The organism is Limnothrix sp. PR1529 (genome assembly GCF_002742025.1).
Classification (GTDB): domain Bacteria; phylum Cyanobacteriota; class Cyanobacteriia; order CACIAM-69d; family CACIAM-69d; genus CACIAM-69d.
Window position 1 is genome coordinate 27,063 of record NZ_LIRO01000045.1, and the last position, 14,666, is coordinate 41,728.

Below are 14,666 nucleotides of genomic sequence, written 5' to 3' on the forward strand. Positions count from 1 at the left end.
ACGGGGCAAAATCCCCACAGGTTGAATGAACAAGGGCCTTTATTTGGGTGACCCCTTTTTATCTGAAAACCAGTTTTCCATGAAGTGGGGTCACTGGGGAAGTTCCTCAACTTTTCTTTAAAATTCCCTGAACCGCCCTCGGGGTAACCCCTTCAGCCCAGCGAATTTCCCGAAATTCAGGCAACTGGTATCAATTTTGCCTTCATCTAAATTGCAAAAAGCCTGCCCTGAGGGAAGAGCAGGCCCGGTTCATCCAGTTTTGCTAGGCAGGGGTTGAGATGAGTGGGAAGGCTAGCTGAGGGGAACCAATCCCTAGGCTTCCTCTTCCTCCTCGTCTTCCTCAAAGTCTTCTTCATCGCTGAAGAGAGCCTCGACGATTTCGTTGGCACGCTCGTCAGAAACGCCCAGCGCCGTTTGCAACTCATTCAAGTAGTCTTCTTCTGATTCGGGGACTTCGCCATCGGCGGCCACGATCAGAATGGCGGTGATTAGGGCAATTTCTGCCAAATCTTCATTTTGGGTGACCACTGTTAAGGCACTGCCCAGGAGGGTCTGCACATCGGAGGCTTCCGAGGCTGCAACCACTTTATCGACTATCTCGACGAGTTCGTCATCGGAATAGTCTTCAAACAGTTCAAATTCCGCTGCAACATCGGCCAGCAATTCGGCCTCGATGTCTTCGACGGACTCATCAACGATCATGGTGATTAACCCGATCGCAATGATTGCCTCTTCAGGTGTTAAATCAATCAGATCGGAATCCGCTTTCGCAGGCAGATGACGAGGCATAAAAACGTCCTAGTCTCTCAAAAGTTTGGAAATACTGAGGCGCAATCGAGCGGCTTTGGCCGGCAACCACAGCCCCAAGCTAATTTTTCTGCTTGGGGATGTCAAGCAAATTGCGAATCATCCCCGAAGGTAAGCACCGTTGGGGTTTGGTCAGTTGCAATGGGGGGCGATCGCCCTAGGTCGATCGGGCAAGGCCTAAAGATCCGAGAACCCCTTCTTTTTCTTGCCGGGCTTTTTCTTTTTCTTGGCCGCATTGGGATTGTTATAGCCTCGGAAACCCGGTGCAGGCATTTGCCCCATCGGATTACCCAGACCCATGGGGTTACCGCCACCCATGCCGCCCATGCCACCGCCCATACCGCCAAAGGGATTCATGCCCCCAAAGGGGTTCATGCCGCCCATGCCCGGGAAGCCCATTTGCCCCGACCCCAATTGCTGCATTAGGGTACGCATCTTTTGGAAGTCGGAGACCAGGCTGCTCACGTCCTCTTCCTTGAGGCCGGAACCGCGAGCAATCCGGCGGCGGCGGCTGGGGGTGCTGGCCAACAAATCTGGGTTGCGGCGCTCTTCCAAGGTCATGGATTTAATGGCTGATTCGGCCACCTTGAGGCGAGCTTCCCCTTCCTCCAGGTGTTCGGCTTTGATTTTGCCGCCCAAACCGGGGATCAGCTTCACCATGCCCGCGAGCGATCCCATGCTCTTCATTAAGCGGGTTTGCTTCAGGAAATCGTCAAAGTCGAATTGGGCCGTGAGGATTTTTTCCTGCATCTTGACCGCATCGGACAAGTCCACGGCTTCCTGGGCTTTTTCCACCAGGGTCAGCACGTCGCCCATGCCCAAAATGCGGGAGGCCATCCGATCGGGATAGAACGGTTGCAGGGCTTCGACCTTCTCGCCGGTTCCGATGAATTTGATCGGCTGGCCAGAAATTTGCCGAATCGAGAGGGCGGCCCCACCCCGCGCGTCGCCATCCATTTTGGTCAGGATCGCACCTGTGATCCCCACCGCATCATTAAAGGCTTTGGTCAGGTTGGCGGCTTCCTGACCGATCATGGCATCCACCACCAACAGGATTTCGTGGGGTTGCACGGTGTCTTTGATTTGCACCAGCTCGCCCATCATCGCCTCGTCGATTTGCAGGCGACCGGCGGTGTCAATCAACACGGTGTCAAAGCCTTCGGCCTTGGCTTTTTCGACCCCTTGGCGGGCAATTTCCACGGGGCTGATCTCGGCTCCCAGATCGAAAACGGGGATGTCGATTTGTTTGCCGAGGGTTTTGAGCTGGTCGATCGCGGCGGGCCGGTACACGTCGGCGGCCACCATCAGGGTCGATCGCTTTTCCTTGCGCAGGTGCAGGGCCAGCTTGGCGGTGGCGGTGGTTTTCCCAGCCCCTTGCAAGCCGGCCATCAGCACGATCGTGGGGGCCGTTTCCGCTTGGGTGAGGGGTTCGTTGCTTTCACCCATCAAGGCGGCTAGTTCGTCGTAAACCACCTTGATGAACTGCTGGCCGGGGTTCACGCCAGAAACCACTTCGGCCCCTTGGGCCCGGGTTTCCACATCGGCAATGAACTGCTTGACCACTTGCAAGTTCACGTCGGCTTCTAGCAGTGCCCGCCGCACGTCCTTGAGCGCGTCTTGGATGTTGGCACTGGAAATTTTGTCCTGGCCACGAAGTTTTTTCCAGGCGGATTCAAAGCGTTCGGCAAGAGCGTCAAACATGGGCAGGGCGCGTTCGGGTGAGTCGGGTCGATCGCGCCGGGTCGGGAAATGGGCAAGACCTGCCCCGATCGGCGCGGAGTTTTTCAGCGAGGGATTTAATGCGTATTGATGATAGCGCGGTGGGCGATCGCTCGCGGCCAGCACGACCGATCGAACGCCTCCTTAGGCCTGGGGCGGCGGCGGACTGGAGGGGTCTGCGGGGCGATCGGGCCGTGCATCGGGGCCCAAGTCGGGAGTTACCGGATCCGCAACCATCTGATCTACCACCATGGCGGCCGGCGCGGGGCGATTTGTGATGGGTAGGCGATCGGTTGGTTCATCTAAGAATTCATCAGGATCGTGATCGCTGGAATGATAGGGATTGATGGATGGCGGTTGCTGGTTAGCCTGTCGAATGAGCCAATAGCTGGCGGAAAGGGCCACGATGGCCAACCCCAGTCCAATTAGCTCTAGACCGTCAATTTTGGATAGATCCAGAATGATGATTTTTCGGGCGACGGCGGTGAGAGAAGTCGCCACCACCAACTCCACTTGCACCACATGCTTGCGCAAATAGGCGGTGATGTTTTCTAGAATTTCTAGGGCAATGAGGATACTGAGCAGTGAGCCAAAGATCTCTTGCAGGGATGAGTTAAAAAAGCCCAGGGGCGATCGAAATAATTGCCCAGAAAGCAACAGAATTAAATCCACGGTTGCCACGATGATCACCATGATCGTGGCTAGGGACAGGGCCCGAGAGATGATCCCTTCAATGCCATCGGCCAGTTTCAAAAATTCCCGATCGTGATAGCTGGCCCGAATCATCCAACGTACCAATCGATTGAGAGAAAAAGATTTAGCAGAACGGCGCATGGGAAATCTCAAAAAGTCAGGTTGAAAGTTAAGTTGAGCGTCAGGCTCAGTAATCGTCTGGCAATGGCTCAGAAGTTGAGTTAAATGTCAGGCGCAATCATGACCTGGCAATCACCCAAAAATAGATTTGCAAACTGTTTGATCAACCGTTTGCAGTAGAATGCCAAGCGCGATCGCGCTGCGGAGTTGAACCATTGGGCTGCCCATCAGAATCATCATCCCCCGTTCCGAGTCCGGTGAGTGAACCTTGGACGGACGAAAAGGATCGTCCCCTGGATTTATCGCGAAATCCAGCGCGAAATCCAGCGCGAGACCCATCGCTCGACCCGTCGGCAGAGTCTGGAATGGATCTCACGGAACTGGAAGCGGCGGACGAAAGCAACTTGGCGACCTATGCTTGCACAGCCGATCGCTCGGAGCGGCTCGATCGCTTCCTGGCGGCTCAGTGGCCCAATTTGTCTCGATCGCGCTTTCAAAAGCTGATTGAAGCGGGCCAAGTGCAGGTGAATGATGCGCCCTGCACCAACAAGCATGGGGAGGTGAAATCGGGCGATCGCATTGTGGTGACCATTCCGCCCGATCGACCCCTGAGCTTGGAACCCCAGGCGATCCCGCTGGATATTTTGTATGAAGACTCGCAGGTGATTGTAATTAACAAACCGGCGGGCATGGTGGTGCATCCGGCTCCGGGGCATCCGGACGGCACGATGGTGAATGCGCTCTTGGCCCACTGCAAAACCCTGCCGGGGATGGAAATGCCGTCGATTAATGGCGTGCAGCGGCCGGGGGTGGTGCATCGGCTCGATCGGGACACCACGGGCGCAATTATGTTTGCCAAAACCGACTTGGCCAATCAACACCTACAAGCCCAGTTGCGCTACAAGGTGGCCCAACGCACCTATTTGGGGATTGTCTATGGTGCGCCTCGGGACGATCGGGGGGTGGTGGATCTGCCGATCGGGCGGCATCCGGTCGATCGCAAAAAACAGGCGATCGTCCCCGTTGAAAAGGGCGGCCGCAAGGCAATCACCCATTGGTTCATCGAAGAACGCTTGGGCAACTACACCCTAATTCGCTTTGAGCTGCAAACGGGTCGCACCCACCAAATCCGTGTCCACAGTGCCGAACTGGGCCACCCGATCGTCGGGGATCCGGTCTATGGCTCGGGCCGCAGCATTGGGGTGAATTTACCGGGGCAGGCGCTCCATGCTTGGAAGCTCCGGTTTCAGCATCCCTTGAACTACGAATGGATCGATACGGAAGCGCCCTTACCGGAACATTTCCAAACGCTTCTGGAGGTGCTGCGTCGTCGATCGGGGCCGGTGTTTTAGAGTTCTGCTGAGGCCATGCTCCATACAACAACAGGGACACGACTCAATCGCGCCCCTGCTGTTTTGCAAATTTGCCAGTATTGGCAAGCCCTTGCAAATACTGGCAAATACTTACCAATCGTGATCAATCCAACTGGATTTACCACTTCAAAAGGTTGAATTGCTCCATGTCGATCGTGTCGCGGTTGCGGTAAATCGACAGGACGATCGCCAAACCCACAGCCGCTTCGGCCGCCGCGATCGTAATCACAAACACCGCGAACACCTGACCCTTGATCCCTTGGGGATCGAGATAGTTAGAAAAGGCCATCAGGTTCAAATTCACGGCGTTGAGCATCAGCTCGATCGACATCAACACCCGAATTGCATTCCGGCTGGTGACCAAGCCAAAAATTCCGGTGCAAAATAGCGCCGCCGCTAATAGCAAAAAATATTCCAGTTGCATTGCTCGCTCCTGCTGAAAACTGCCTTGAAGTGCTAGGGCAAGGGGCTTAAGCCCCTTGTCTAGTTTGGGTGGGCAACTAGCGATCGATTAGCGATCTGTTGGCAGCCCTTGCTTGATGGGGATGGGCAACTAGCGATCGGTGGCGGCCAATTCTTTCGGCCGCTCCGGCAACGCCAATTCCGTTTCAGTCGGTTGGCCCGTGGTGGGGTCATCCACCAGCAGATCGCGACGCGCCAAGACAATCGCCCCAATCATCGCCATCAGCAGCAACACCGAAGCCACTTCAAAGGGCAACAGATAATCGCTAAAGAAATGCTTGGCCAAGGTGACGATCGAGGATTCCACCGTTTGGAAATCCGTGGCCAACTGCCAAGGACTGGTCAGCACCACCGCCGCCAACAGGGCAAACAACCCCGCACAAACCAGCGCCGTCACCACCTGCCGCAGCAGGGCCCCGGCCGCCGGTACGTAGTCTTCGCGCTTGTTCACGAGCATCACCCCAAACAGGATCAGCACGTTCACCGCACCCACATAGACCAGAATTTGTGCCGCCGCCACGAAATCCGCATTCAGCAGCAAATACAGACCGGCCATGCTGATGAAGGTTAACCCCAGCAAAAAGGCCGAGTAGACGATGTTGCCAGCCAGCACCACACCCAGGGCCGAACCCAGCATCATCAGGGCCAAAATTGCGAATGACCCCAGTTGTACGCTTTCGCCTAAATTCACCGTTACTTCCGCTCCGTAATTTCCCTACTTCTCAATCGCGATCGCTGGACCTATCCCGAGGCTGAGGGCGCAACGCTTGCGCCCCTACTGGATGGGTCTTACGACTCGGGCTTGTCCTTTTCCAGGGTGGCCAGAATTTCTTCCGGGCGACTGCCGGCCCGTTGGGATCCGGCGGGCAAATCGTGGGGATCAATCACCCCAGAAGGCAAGTAGGCAAACTCCCGCAGCGGCGTAACCATCGGATCGTTCGTCACCTTGTAGGGCAAGCGACCCAGGGCCACGCTGTCGAAGTTCAAATCGTGGCGATCGAAACTCGCCAGTTCGTATTCTTCCGTCATCGACAGGCAATTGGTGGGGCAATATTCCACGCAATTACCGCAGAAAATGCAAACCCCGAAATCAATGCTGTAGCTCTTCAGTTCTTTCTTCTTGGTGGCTTTATTAAATTCGTAGTCCACCACGGGCAGGTTAATTGGGCAAACCCGCACGCAAACTTCGCAGGCAATGCACTTGTCAAATTCGTAGTGAATTCGACCCCGGTAACGCTCCGAAGGCACGAGCTTTTCGTAGGGATATTGCACCGTCACGGGGCGGCGCTGCATGTGGTCGAACGTCACCGACAGGCCTTGGCCGATGTATTTGGCCGCTTGGACTGCCTCGCCAGCATAGTCGCTGACTTTCTTGAGGAAGTTCAGCATGGTGTTTGCCTCTCTGTTAACAAGATTGCGGGTAACAAACGTTGGTTCGCGTTCAGTCAGTCCAACCTTGGGGCGGGCGGCGGGCCCGCCGGATCATTTCGCTGTTGCGCGTTTTGCGGTTGCGCGGTGCTTCCCGATCGCCCCCATCCGAACCCTTCGGGGATCTCGGAACGGTTCGGGTGCAAGGGGCGAAGCAAAGCGGACGGGGCTGGGGTTTTGGGCCCGGTTAGCCGCCGAAGAAGGCCGGGAAGCTGAGTTTCAGGGCCGCCGTCAGCAGCAAGTTAGCCAGAGCGACCGGTAGCAGGAACTTCCAACCCAGATTCAACAGTTGGTCAATCCGCACCCGGGGAACCGTCCAGCGCAGCAACACCGCCAAGAACACCAGCAGATAGGTCTTGAACAGCACCATCACGATGCCGAGGGCGGCGGCGATGATTTGCACCCAAGCCGTGCTCAGATCCAAGCCGAGGGTTCCGGCCAACCATTCGATCGAGACGGGCGATTCCCACCCTCCCAGGTACAACACTGCCACCAGCAGCGCCGACAGGGTGAGGTTCACGTAAGAACCCAAATAGAACAGGGCAAATCGCATCCCGGCATATTCGGTTTGGTAGCCGGCCACCAGTTCTTCTTCTGCTTCTGGCAAGTCGAAGGGCAAGCGTTCGCATTCCGCCAAGGCCGCAATCCAGAAGATCAGGAAGCCCAGCGGTTGCCGCCAGACATTCCAACCCAGGATGCCGTAGCCCGATTGCTGATCCACGATGTCCACGGTGCTCAGGGAGTTGGACATCATCACGATCGCCAACACGGCCAAGGCCAGGGGAATTTCGTAGCTAATCGATTGGGCAGCGGCCCGCAAGCCCCCCAGCAGGGAGTACTTGTTGTTGGACGAATAGCCCGACATCAACAGCCCGATCGGGGCAATGCTGGAGAGGGCAATCCACAGGAACACCCCCAACCCCAGGTCGGTGATGTTCACGTTTTGGCCAAAGGGCACAATGATGTAAGACAAAAAGACGGGAACCACCACCAGCGCCGGCCCGATCGTGAACAGCCAAGGATCCGCCTTGGCCGGCACGATGTCTTCTTTAAATAGCAATTTCAGACCATCGGCGGCCGGTTGCAACACGCCGAGGGGCCCCGCATATTCGGGACCAATCCGCTGTTGGGCAGCGGCGGAAATTTTCCGTTCAAGCCACACGACGACAAGCACGCCGACGGTGGCGGTAATCAGCATCAGGAGCAGCGGCAGCGGAATCCACACGGCGCGGGCGAAATCGCCAGGCAGTCCGAAGTCGGCGAGCGCTTGCACGAAGCTGCTTTGGAGGTCGATTCCTTGGTTCATAGCTTCAGCGCGATGAGCGGGTCTGGAGGAAAGCCGGGCCGCGCGATCGCGGCAAGCCAGTGGGGGAAATTGAGCCAAAACTTCCAAGAGAAATTGCTCAAAATCACCCGAAATACGCTAGTGATAGAGGCTAGGCATAGATGTTCAGCGGGCTTTCCGTGCCTAGTATATCGTTGTACGAGAACGGGCCCCGTCTTCGATCGGCTGGGGCTGATTGGTTCTGCTGATACGCCCGATTGGCCTAGCATGGGCATCAGCGCGATCGCCCTGTCCATGGCCGTCCGACGCTCGCCACCGGGCCCATGGGGGCCAGGTTTGTCTTGTAGGTTTCCAGAATGACTGATTCGTTTCATCGCAACCCCTCCCAACCCTTTCAAGCGGCCAAGGCAGGCCTGGCTCCAGAGGAGGTTGATCGCCTGTTGTTGCAACTGCGGCGCAAGGAAGGTTCCTGGGTCGAGTGGGGCCAAGCCTGCCAAAAGCTGCAACAAAGCGGCCTGGGGCCCCAAAAAATCTTTGAAGACACGGGCTTTGAGCCAATCCAACAAAACCAAGTGATTGTTGGATCCCAGGTTTACCAAACCCTGCTGAAACTGGATGCGCCGGAGCCGGTGCAAGAGCACTTTGGGCGCAAGGGCAGCGACATTCTGTATGAAATGCGGGTTTTGTCCGAAGACGATCGCCTTTCGACGGCGGCCCTGGTAGTGGAGCGGGGGTTGGATTTTGATGAGGCCCGCGAGGTGGTGAAAGCCCTGAAGGAATTGACCTACCTGAAACAGCAGCCGGAAGGATTTGCGGAATTGCCGGGGGATGCGCTGGCCTGGCAATGTTGGCGATCGGCCCGGCAGCAAACGGATCTGCAAAGTCGATCGCGCCTGATTGCCAAGGGGTTGCGGTTTGCCCAAACGCCGGAAGCTCGGGCCCAACTGGAAAAGCTGTTGATGGACTTCACGGTGGTGGCTCCCAAGAGTGCCCCCCGAATGCCGGTTTATCGGATTGATTCCGACGAAGAAGAGCCGCGCCTGCTGGCGGTGGCGGGCCAGTTGCCAATGCCCGTGGCAGCCTTGCGAGCCGTGCCCCTGATTGAGTCGGAAGGGCCCTTCGGCATGGTGCGGTTTTCAGGTGAGGGGGCTTGGGTGGCGCTGCCCAATTGGCAGGTGTTGCGCAATGCCGAAGACCCGATCGCCCTGTTGGCCTTGCCGGAACAGTTGCCGGCCGCCCTACCGGACGATCGCCCGGAACCCGTGATGCTGGTGATCGATCGAGCCGATCGCACCTGGCGGGATGATGCCTTTTTTGCGGTGGCCGATGGTGACGAGAACTTAGCCTTTGAATGGTTTGACGCGGAACCCGAGCGATCGCTCCTGGGTAAGCTGATTCTCGTCTTGCGGCCCAAGAAGGGTCTCGATCAGGACTACGCCAAAGAACTCTGGCAAGTGGATGAGTAGCGGTTTTTAGCAACGACTCATTTTTTTCAGTTGTTTCACAAAGACACGCCATAAAAGTTCACGCAAAAAGTCCGTAGCCAGCCTCAACAGCCATGCTACGGACTCAGTTCGGTGTAAGGAAGCAACGAAAGCGAATGCTAAGTGCAGACCCCCTGAGCACAGAACGCTGATATTCAGTGCATTAACGGTCTTGCCGCGATCGCCTAGAGGCCAAAGACACGACTCCGGCCCATTTGGTTGCCGATCGAGCTGAAGGCGTTCCCCGTGGCGTTATTCACCGCAAAGCGACCATTCCCCATAATCCGGTTGTTGCCCGGAGCCGCGCTGGTTCCCAGATCGGGGCGAGCGCGCAAAATCGCCACAATGCCGTCCCGCCCGTTGTTCTCGATCGAGTTATTGCGCAACACCGGCCGCGCTTGGTCAGAAATCACCACGCCATCCTGGTTATTAACGATCGTGTTGTTCACCACCAACGGATTGGCCGTTCCCCCGATCGCCAGGCCAAAGCCCGTTGCTTGAAACCAGCTATCACGAATTTCCCCACCGGCCGCCCGCGTCAGCGCAATGCCATTCCCCTTGTTCTCATGGAACAGGCAGTTTTGAATCGTCGGCGCAGCGTTCCCGGTCACAAAAATGCCATCGCGGTGATTGCCCTTAAACACACTGCGGCGAATCACTGGGTTGGCAGACTCCACCCAAACGCCCGTGCCGCGCGTGTTGCCATTGGTGACGGTGATGCCACTCAGCACGGTGTTGCGTTGCACCCGCACTGCCGCGTTCTGGCGAGCAAAGCTGGGGCTAATGAAGCTACCGCCCCCTTGAATGACCGTGTTTTTGCCCTCGGCGGCTTCGTCACCCCGCAGAGTCACTCCTTCCGGAACCATCAGCGGAAATGTTTCACCCGTGGCGGCGCTATAGGTTCCCGGGGCCAACTGCACCACATCCCCCGGCTGAGCTTGGCTGAGGGCGTAGGCGATGGTGCGGAAGGGGGCCCGCTGGCTACCGCTGGGGGCCGTGTCCGCGCCCATGGCAGGGTTCACATGCAAGATGCGGGCATTGCTGGGCAGGGTGCTGGCGATCGGCTCGGGGCCGGCGGCTCGCACCGCTTCAGCGGCCATCAGCGGAGTTGCAACACCTTGCACCATCGGCAGAGCCAACAGCAGAGCCAGAATGGTTTGAGCCGAACGGGATTGGTAGATACCTTGGGGGCGCAGCATAGCCATAGGTCGTCTCTGATGGGGGTGTGAAAGGAGCGATTGGATTTGAATCTCGTCTCTTGGGTTCAGATTCCCTGAGCAATTGCCAAATTCCGGAAGCCCTTGGCCAGTGGTGCGATCGCCACAGTTCCCCTATTCCACTCGCCCAATTGGCGCGGCGATCGATCCCCGTGCCAGCGTGGTTGGGCAATCCCGTCCCCGCCCGATCGCCCGGCCCCTTCAAAAAATGCCCCAAGCGGTTCCGGATTTTCCCTGGCCATCCGGAAGGATGAGGGTTAATCAACAAATCGCCAAATCCAGAGATCGACAAATCCAGAGATCGCTAAATCCAGAGATCGCCAAATCCAGAAAGCCAGAGAGATTAATTGATCGATGGCCAAGGGCAACAGCCTTGGATCATTCTTGGATCGTTCTTGGATTCCTCAGGCAATGCTGTTGCGTTTGCGGGCTTCTTTGTAGGAAGTGCCAATGTTGCTGAGGCCGGCCTTCACCATTTCCCGCTCCAGCAACGAGAAAAACCGGCTGCGATCGCTCCCACGCACCACCGCCTGGTTGTGGGCCTCGGCCAGGGCGATCGGGTAACCATAGCCCTTTTGCACTTGACTGAGAATCAGACTCAAGGACTGGTTCAACAAGGCGCGATCGGTCGCCACCCACTCCGGCATTTCGACCCGCGCCACCTCAGTTCCCACATGCAGGTAACAGAAATAGATTCGGTGGCGGCCATAGTCCTCCAGTACACGAGCGTTCGATCGCCACAGGGGCCCCCGCTCCCCCGACTCCAGCAACACCGACCAGAGGGCCGCATCCCGCAGCGGCTTGAGCCGGTTACAAGGGGCCTCATCAGCTCGCCCAGGACAGTGGGTTTTGCAATCGGGCGTGATTTGGTTGCAGGTTTTGAGCCGAAAAAAGTTAGCCGCCTCGCCACTGCGGGGAGCGCTTAGATAGCTGACCAGGGGAATGCCCGATAACCGCAACCGTTCCCAGGCGGCCAAGATCGGCGGCAAAATCCGATCGACCGCTGTGCTCGGCATTCGATCAAGAAACCAATAGATCAGCGAGCCATCCACCATGGCCAGCGTGGGCGGTGCGTCCTTGCTGTTGCCAGTGGTGATGCTGTGGGCTAAGTCTGTGCCCAAATCCGCCAGGGCTTCCGCCTCGGCCACGGTGCGCCGATGGCCCATCCAATCTTCGGTGCTGATTCCCCACTGGCGGGAAATGTAGAGGTCTTCGGGTTTGTAAAAAATTTCCGGCAAACTATCCAGCATCGGATAGCGCTTTTGGCCGTAGTGCAGGGCCACGCGCCCGGTGTTGATCAAATAGCAGTAGGCGATTTCGTGGTGGCTGGGGGCAATTTGGGAACCATCGGTGGCGATCAAGCTGTGGGCGATCGGGGCGGAGCCAATGGGTTCGCGCTTGTCCAAGGGTTCGATCGGCTCGGCCGCCACAAACTCCAGGCGATCGCGCCATTGGTGAAGCTGTCCCACCCAATAGTCCTGTTCCGGTTGCACTTGAGCCAGCAATTCTTGGGCGATCGTCAACCGTTGGCGTGCCGCCCGCGACTCCTGGGTGAGCTGTTGGCCCATGCCCTGCATTTGTTTTGAAAGCTTTACCAGATCCAGCACAGCCCGCTCTCAATTCCGTTTGAATGCTATTGATTTGAATGCTATTTAAACAATGGTTGAATCCCGCAAGAATTGCAAATTACAAATCAAGCGACGCACTACAAATGGGGTCATTAAAGATTGAGTCATTCAATTAGGTCATTGTGATGGGAAACCTGTCAGCACTATGGTCAACGATCGCCCGAGCCATTCGGGAACAGGGCGGTGGTTCAGCGGAGTCGCCCACGGCCCGATCGGTCGGTGGCGGTTGCATTAACCAAACCTATCGCTTGAGTTTTGGCGACGCTGCCAACACTCCCGTTTACTTTGTCAAGCTGAATCAGGCCAGCGGTCTGGAAATGTTCACGGCCGAGGCCGCAGCCCTCCGAGACCTAGCCACCACCCAAGCCATAAAAGTGCCCCAACCCCTCTGCTATGGCCAAGCGGGCGATCGCGCCTATTTGGTTTTGGAGTGGCTGGAGTTGGGCCGTGGCAACCATGAAGCCTGGGCCCAATTGGGGCGAAATTTAGCGCAGTTGCACCGTTGGCAGCCGGCCTCCGGGCAGCGGGCTTTTGGGTGGTGGCGAGGCAACACGATCGGCTCCACCCCCCAACCCAACGATTGGGCCGATGATTGGGTCACCTTTTGGACAGAGCGGCGCATTGGGTTTCAGTTGCAGTTGGCCCAGCGGCGTGGCGGCCATTTCCCCGAGGCCGATCGCCTGTTGGCCGCCATTCCCAGCTTGCTGAAGGGACATCGCCCCCAACCCGCCCTGCTCCATGGGGATTTGTGGTCGGGTAATGCGGCGGTGATGGTGGATGGCACACCCGTGATCTTTGATCCGGCAACCTATTGGGGCGATCGGGAGGCAGATTTGGCCATGACTGAATTATTTGGCGGCTTTCCCAACAGCTTTTATCAAGGTTATGGTGAAGTGAATTCCCTGGAATCAGGTTATGAAATCCGCAAAGATCTTTACAATCTTTACCATATCTTGAATCACTTTAATCTATTTGGCGGTGGCTATGGTAGCCAAGCCAATGGGATGATTCATCGGCTTTTAAAAGATTGTTAATTCTTGAGGGGTTTGAAAAATCTGGGCCATGATAGGGATGCAATCTATCATGCTGGATCAGTGGCAATTCTCAAGCGGCATTGCGAACAAATCTAAACCCAGATCACTTCACGCCAGGTAACCCCAATCAAGGCTCAATCACGACTTGATCAAGACTCAATGCATTGAATTGAGCATCCTCCCAATGCTTCATTTTTCGAGCAGAAGGATAATTTCGCTGAGAAATCGATAGCGAGAATCAATCGGTTTAGTCAGGAAAAATTGAATTGGCAGGTGGTTTTTGACCGATTTCTGCATCGCTCTGAAAAGCCAATTGAGCCAGTTTGGAAGATGGGTATTTGAGAACTCCAAGGGCAGCAACCCCACCACTTCATCGGGCGATTCATATCCCCTCGGTAGGGATTGTTTTTTGGGGCTGAACTTGTTTTTTTGGAATGGCAATCTGTTGTGTGATTAACGCTGGCTGGTTTCATGCATATTCCTGACGGTTTTGTTTCAGTGCCCGTGGCAACGGTCACATCGGCGGCCACGATCGGGGCGATCGCCCTGTCCCTGGCGCGAACCCGATCGACCTATGGCCTCAAACAGGGGCCAATTTTGGGGCTAACCACAGCCTTCGTCTTTGCAGCTCAGATGGTGAACTTCCCCGTCGCTGGCGGCACAAGCGGCCACCTGCTGGGGGGAACGCTAGCAGCCGTGTTGATGGGTAACCCCTGGGCGGGAACCCTCTCGATCGCCACAGTCCTGCTGATTCAGGCGGTGTTGTTTGCCGATGGCGGCATCACGGCCCTGGGAGCCAACATTCTGAATATGGCCGTCTTTGGGGTCTGGACGGGCTGGATTTTGACCCAGGTGATTCAGCGCCTACTCGGGGGATCCCAGCGACGGTTACCGCTCGCGGCCGGAATTGCAGCGGGGTTGAGTGTGGTGGTGGCGGCGATCGCCTGTGCGATCGAGCTGGTGTTATCCGGGACGGCGGCCTTTCAGCTCGCCGTGCCCGCCATGGCCGGAGTCCATATCCTGATTGGCTTGGGCGAAGGGATCATCACCGCTGGTGTCATTGGCTATTTGACCAAGGCTCGCCCCGACCTGCTGCCGGGAGCCAAGCCGCGTTTGGAACAGTGGCAAGGGCCGGTGATCGGCGTGCTGTTGGTGGCGGGGGTGCTGTCTTTATTGGCATCTTCCTGGCCCGACGGCTTGGAAAAGGTGGCAGAAGATTTGGGCTTTATTCGGCTGGCGGAAGAGGTGCGAATTACCGTGCCTACGCCCTTTGCAGACTATGGCATTGAAGGCTTAGGGCCCTTGGGCACAACCATTACGGGGTTGTTGGGCAGTGTGGTTTCCTTTGGTGCAGCCTTCGGGATCGCCAAGTTGGTGCAACCCAAGCGAGCTGAAGAGTCGTGATTGAAATCAGCC

The 14,666-nt window shown here is 56.9% G+C and carries 15 protein-coding genes; 6 read left to right on the plus strand and 9 right to left on the minus strand.

Annotation, left to right across the window (positions count from 1 at the left end):
• Positions 1-312: 312 nt before the first annotated feature.
• From AMR42_RS07300 to AMR42_RS21490, 3 genes are all read right to left on the minus strand, one after another.
• On the minus strand, positions 313-789 hold the full coding sequence (locus tag AMR42_RS07300; protein ID WP_099532798.1) for a tellurite resistance TerB family protein: 477 nt from the start codon (positions 787-789) through the stop codon (positions 313-315).
• Between the two features lie 195 nt (positions 790-984).
• Positions 985-2,508 (minus strand): signal recognition particle protein, encoded by a 1,524-nt coding sequence (ffh, locus tag AMR42_RS07305; protein ID WP_099532867.1) that lies wholly within the window; start codon positions 2,506-2,508, stop codon positions 985-987.
• 162 nt (positions 2,509-2,670) lie between these two features.
• Positions 2,671-3,360 (minus strand): phosphate-starvation-inducible PsiE family protein, encoded by a 690-nt coding sequence (locus tag AMR42_RS21490; RefSeq protein ID WP_304441459.1) that lies wholly within the window; start codon positions 3,358-3,360, stop codon positions 2,671-2,673.
• A 236-nt stretch (positions 3,361-3,596) separates the two neighbouring features.
• On the opposite strand from AMR42_RS21490, the gene AMR42_RS07320 reads away from it, so the two are divergent.
• Positions 3,597-4,691 carry an RluA family pseudouridine synthase gene (locus tag AMR42_RS07320; protein WP_234406763.1) on the plus strand — a complete coding sequence of 365 codons (1,095 nt, stop codon included), beginning with the start codon at positions 3,597-3,599 and terminating at the stop codon, positions 4,689-4,691.
• 139 nt (positions 4,692-4,830) lie between these two features.
• On the opposite strand, the gene nuoK is transcribed toward AMR42_RS07320, so the two are convergent.
• From nuoK to ndhI, 3 genes are all read right to left on the minus strand, one after another.
• Positions 4,831-5,136 (minus strand): NADH-quinone oxidoreductase subunit NuoK, encoded by a 306-nt coding sequence (gene nuoK / locus AMR42_RS07325; protein WP_099532802.1) that lies wholly within the window; start codon positions 5,134-5,136, stop codon positions 4,831-4,833.
• Between the two features lie 129 nt (positions 5,137-5,265).
• Positions 5,266-5,865 (minus strand): NADH-quinone oxidoreductase subunit J, encoded by a 600-nt coding sequence (locus tag AMR42_RS07330; protein ID WP_099532803.1) that lies wholly within the window; start codon positions 5,863-5,865, stop codon positions 5,266-5,268.
• A gap of 98 nt (positions 5,866-5,963) precedes the next feature.
• Positions 5,964-6,563, minus strand: coding sequence for an NAD(P)H-quinone oxidoreductase subunit I (ndhI, locus tag AMR42_RS07335; RefSeq protein WP_099532804.1), 600 nt, complete (start codon positions 6,561-6,563; stop codon positions 5,964-5,966).
• 41 nt (positions 6,564-6,604) lie between these two features.
• Between ndhI and AMR42_RS07340 the strand changes: the two genes are divergently transcribed.
• A complete protein-coding gene (locus AMR42_RS07340; RefSeq protein ID WP_099532805.1) occupies positions 6,605-6,793 on the plus strand; it encodes a hypothetical protein in 189 nt (62 codons plus the stop codon).
• Here AMR42_RS07340 and nuoH read toward each other — a convergent pair.
• Positions 6,790-7,908, minus strand: a complete 1,119-nt coding sequence (nuoH, locus tag AMR42_RS07345; protein ID WP_099532868.1) for an NADH-quinone oxidoreductase subunit NuoH — start codon at positions 7,906-7,908, stop codon at positions 6,790-6,792. The genes AMR42_RS07340 and nuoH overlap by 4 nt on opposite strands.
• A gap of 335 nt (positions 7,909-8,243) precedes the next feature.
• Here nuoH and AMR42_RS07350 point away from each other — a divergent pair, with 335 nt between their 5' ends.
• A complete protein-coding gene (locus AMR42_RS07350; RefSeq protein WP_099532806.1) occupies positions 8,244-9,353 on the plus strand; it encodes a RuBisCO accumulation factor 1 in 1,110 nt (369 codons plus the stop codon).
• A 203-nt stretch (positions 9,354-9,556) separates the two neighbouring features.
• Here the strand turns inward: AMR42_RS07350 and AMR42_RS07355 are convergent, their stop codons facing one another.
• Entirely contained in the window at positions 9,557-10,576 is a 1,020-nt protein-coding gene (locus tag AMR42_RS07355) for a DUF1565 domain-containing protein (protein ID WP_099532807.1), read from the minus strand.
• Between the two features lie 53 nt (positions 10,577-10,629).
• On the opposite strand from AMR42_RS07355, the gene AMR42_RS19790 reads away from it, so the two are divergent.
• Positions 10,630-10,842, plus strand: coding sequence for a hypothetical protein (locus AMR42_RS19790; protein WP_143472974.1), 213 nt, complete (start codon positions 10,630-10,632; stop codon positions 10,840-10,842).
• Between the two features lie 150 nt (positions 10,843-10,992).
• Here AMR42_RS19790 and AMR42_RS07365 read toward each other — a convergent pair whose 3' ends face one another.
• Positions 10,993-12,195, minus strand: a complete 1,203-nt coding sequence (locus AMR42_RS07365) for a DNA double-strand break repair nuclease NurA (protein ID WP_099532809.1) — start codon at positions 12,193-12,195, stop codon at positions 10,993-10,995.
• Positions 12,196-12,341: 146 nt separating this feature from the next.
• Here AMR42_RS07365 and AMR42_RS07370 point away from each other — a divergent pair, with 146 nt between their 5' ends.
• Both AMR42_RS07370 and AMR42_RS07380 read left to right on the plus strand, forming a co-directional pair.
• The gene (locus AMR42_RS07370; protein WP_099532810.1) at positions 12,342-13,250 is read left to right on the plus strand and encodes a fructosamine kinase family protein; all 909 of its coding nucleotides are present in this window, start codon (positions 12,342-12,344) and stop codon (positions 13,248-13,250) included.
• 471 nt (positions 13,251-13,721) lie between these two features.
• Positions 13,722-14,654, plus strand: a complete 933-nt coding sequence (locus AMR42_RS07380; protein ID WP_099532812.1) for an energy-coupling factor ABC transporter permease — start codon at positions 13,722-13,724, stop codon at positions 14,652-14,654.
• Positions 14,655-14,666: the final 12 nt, after the last annotated feature.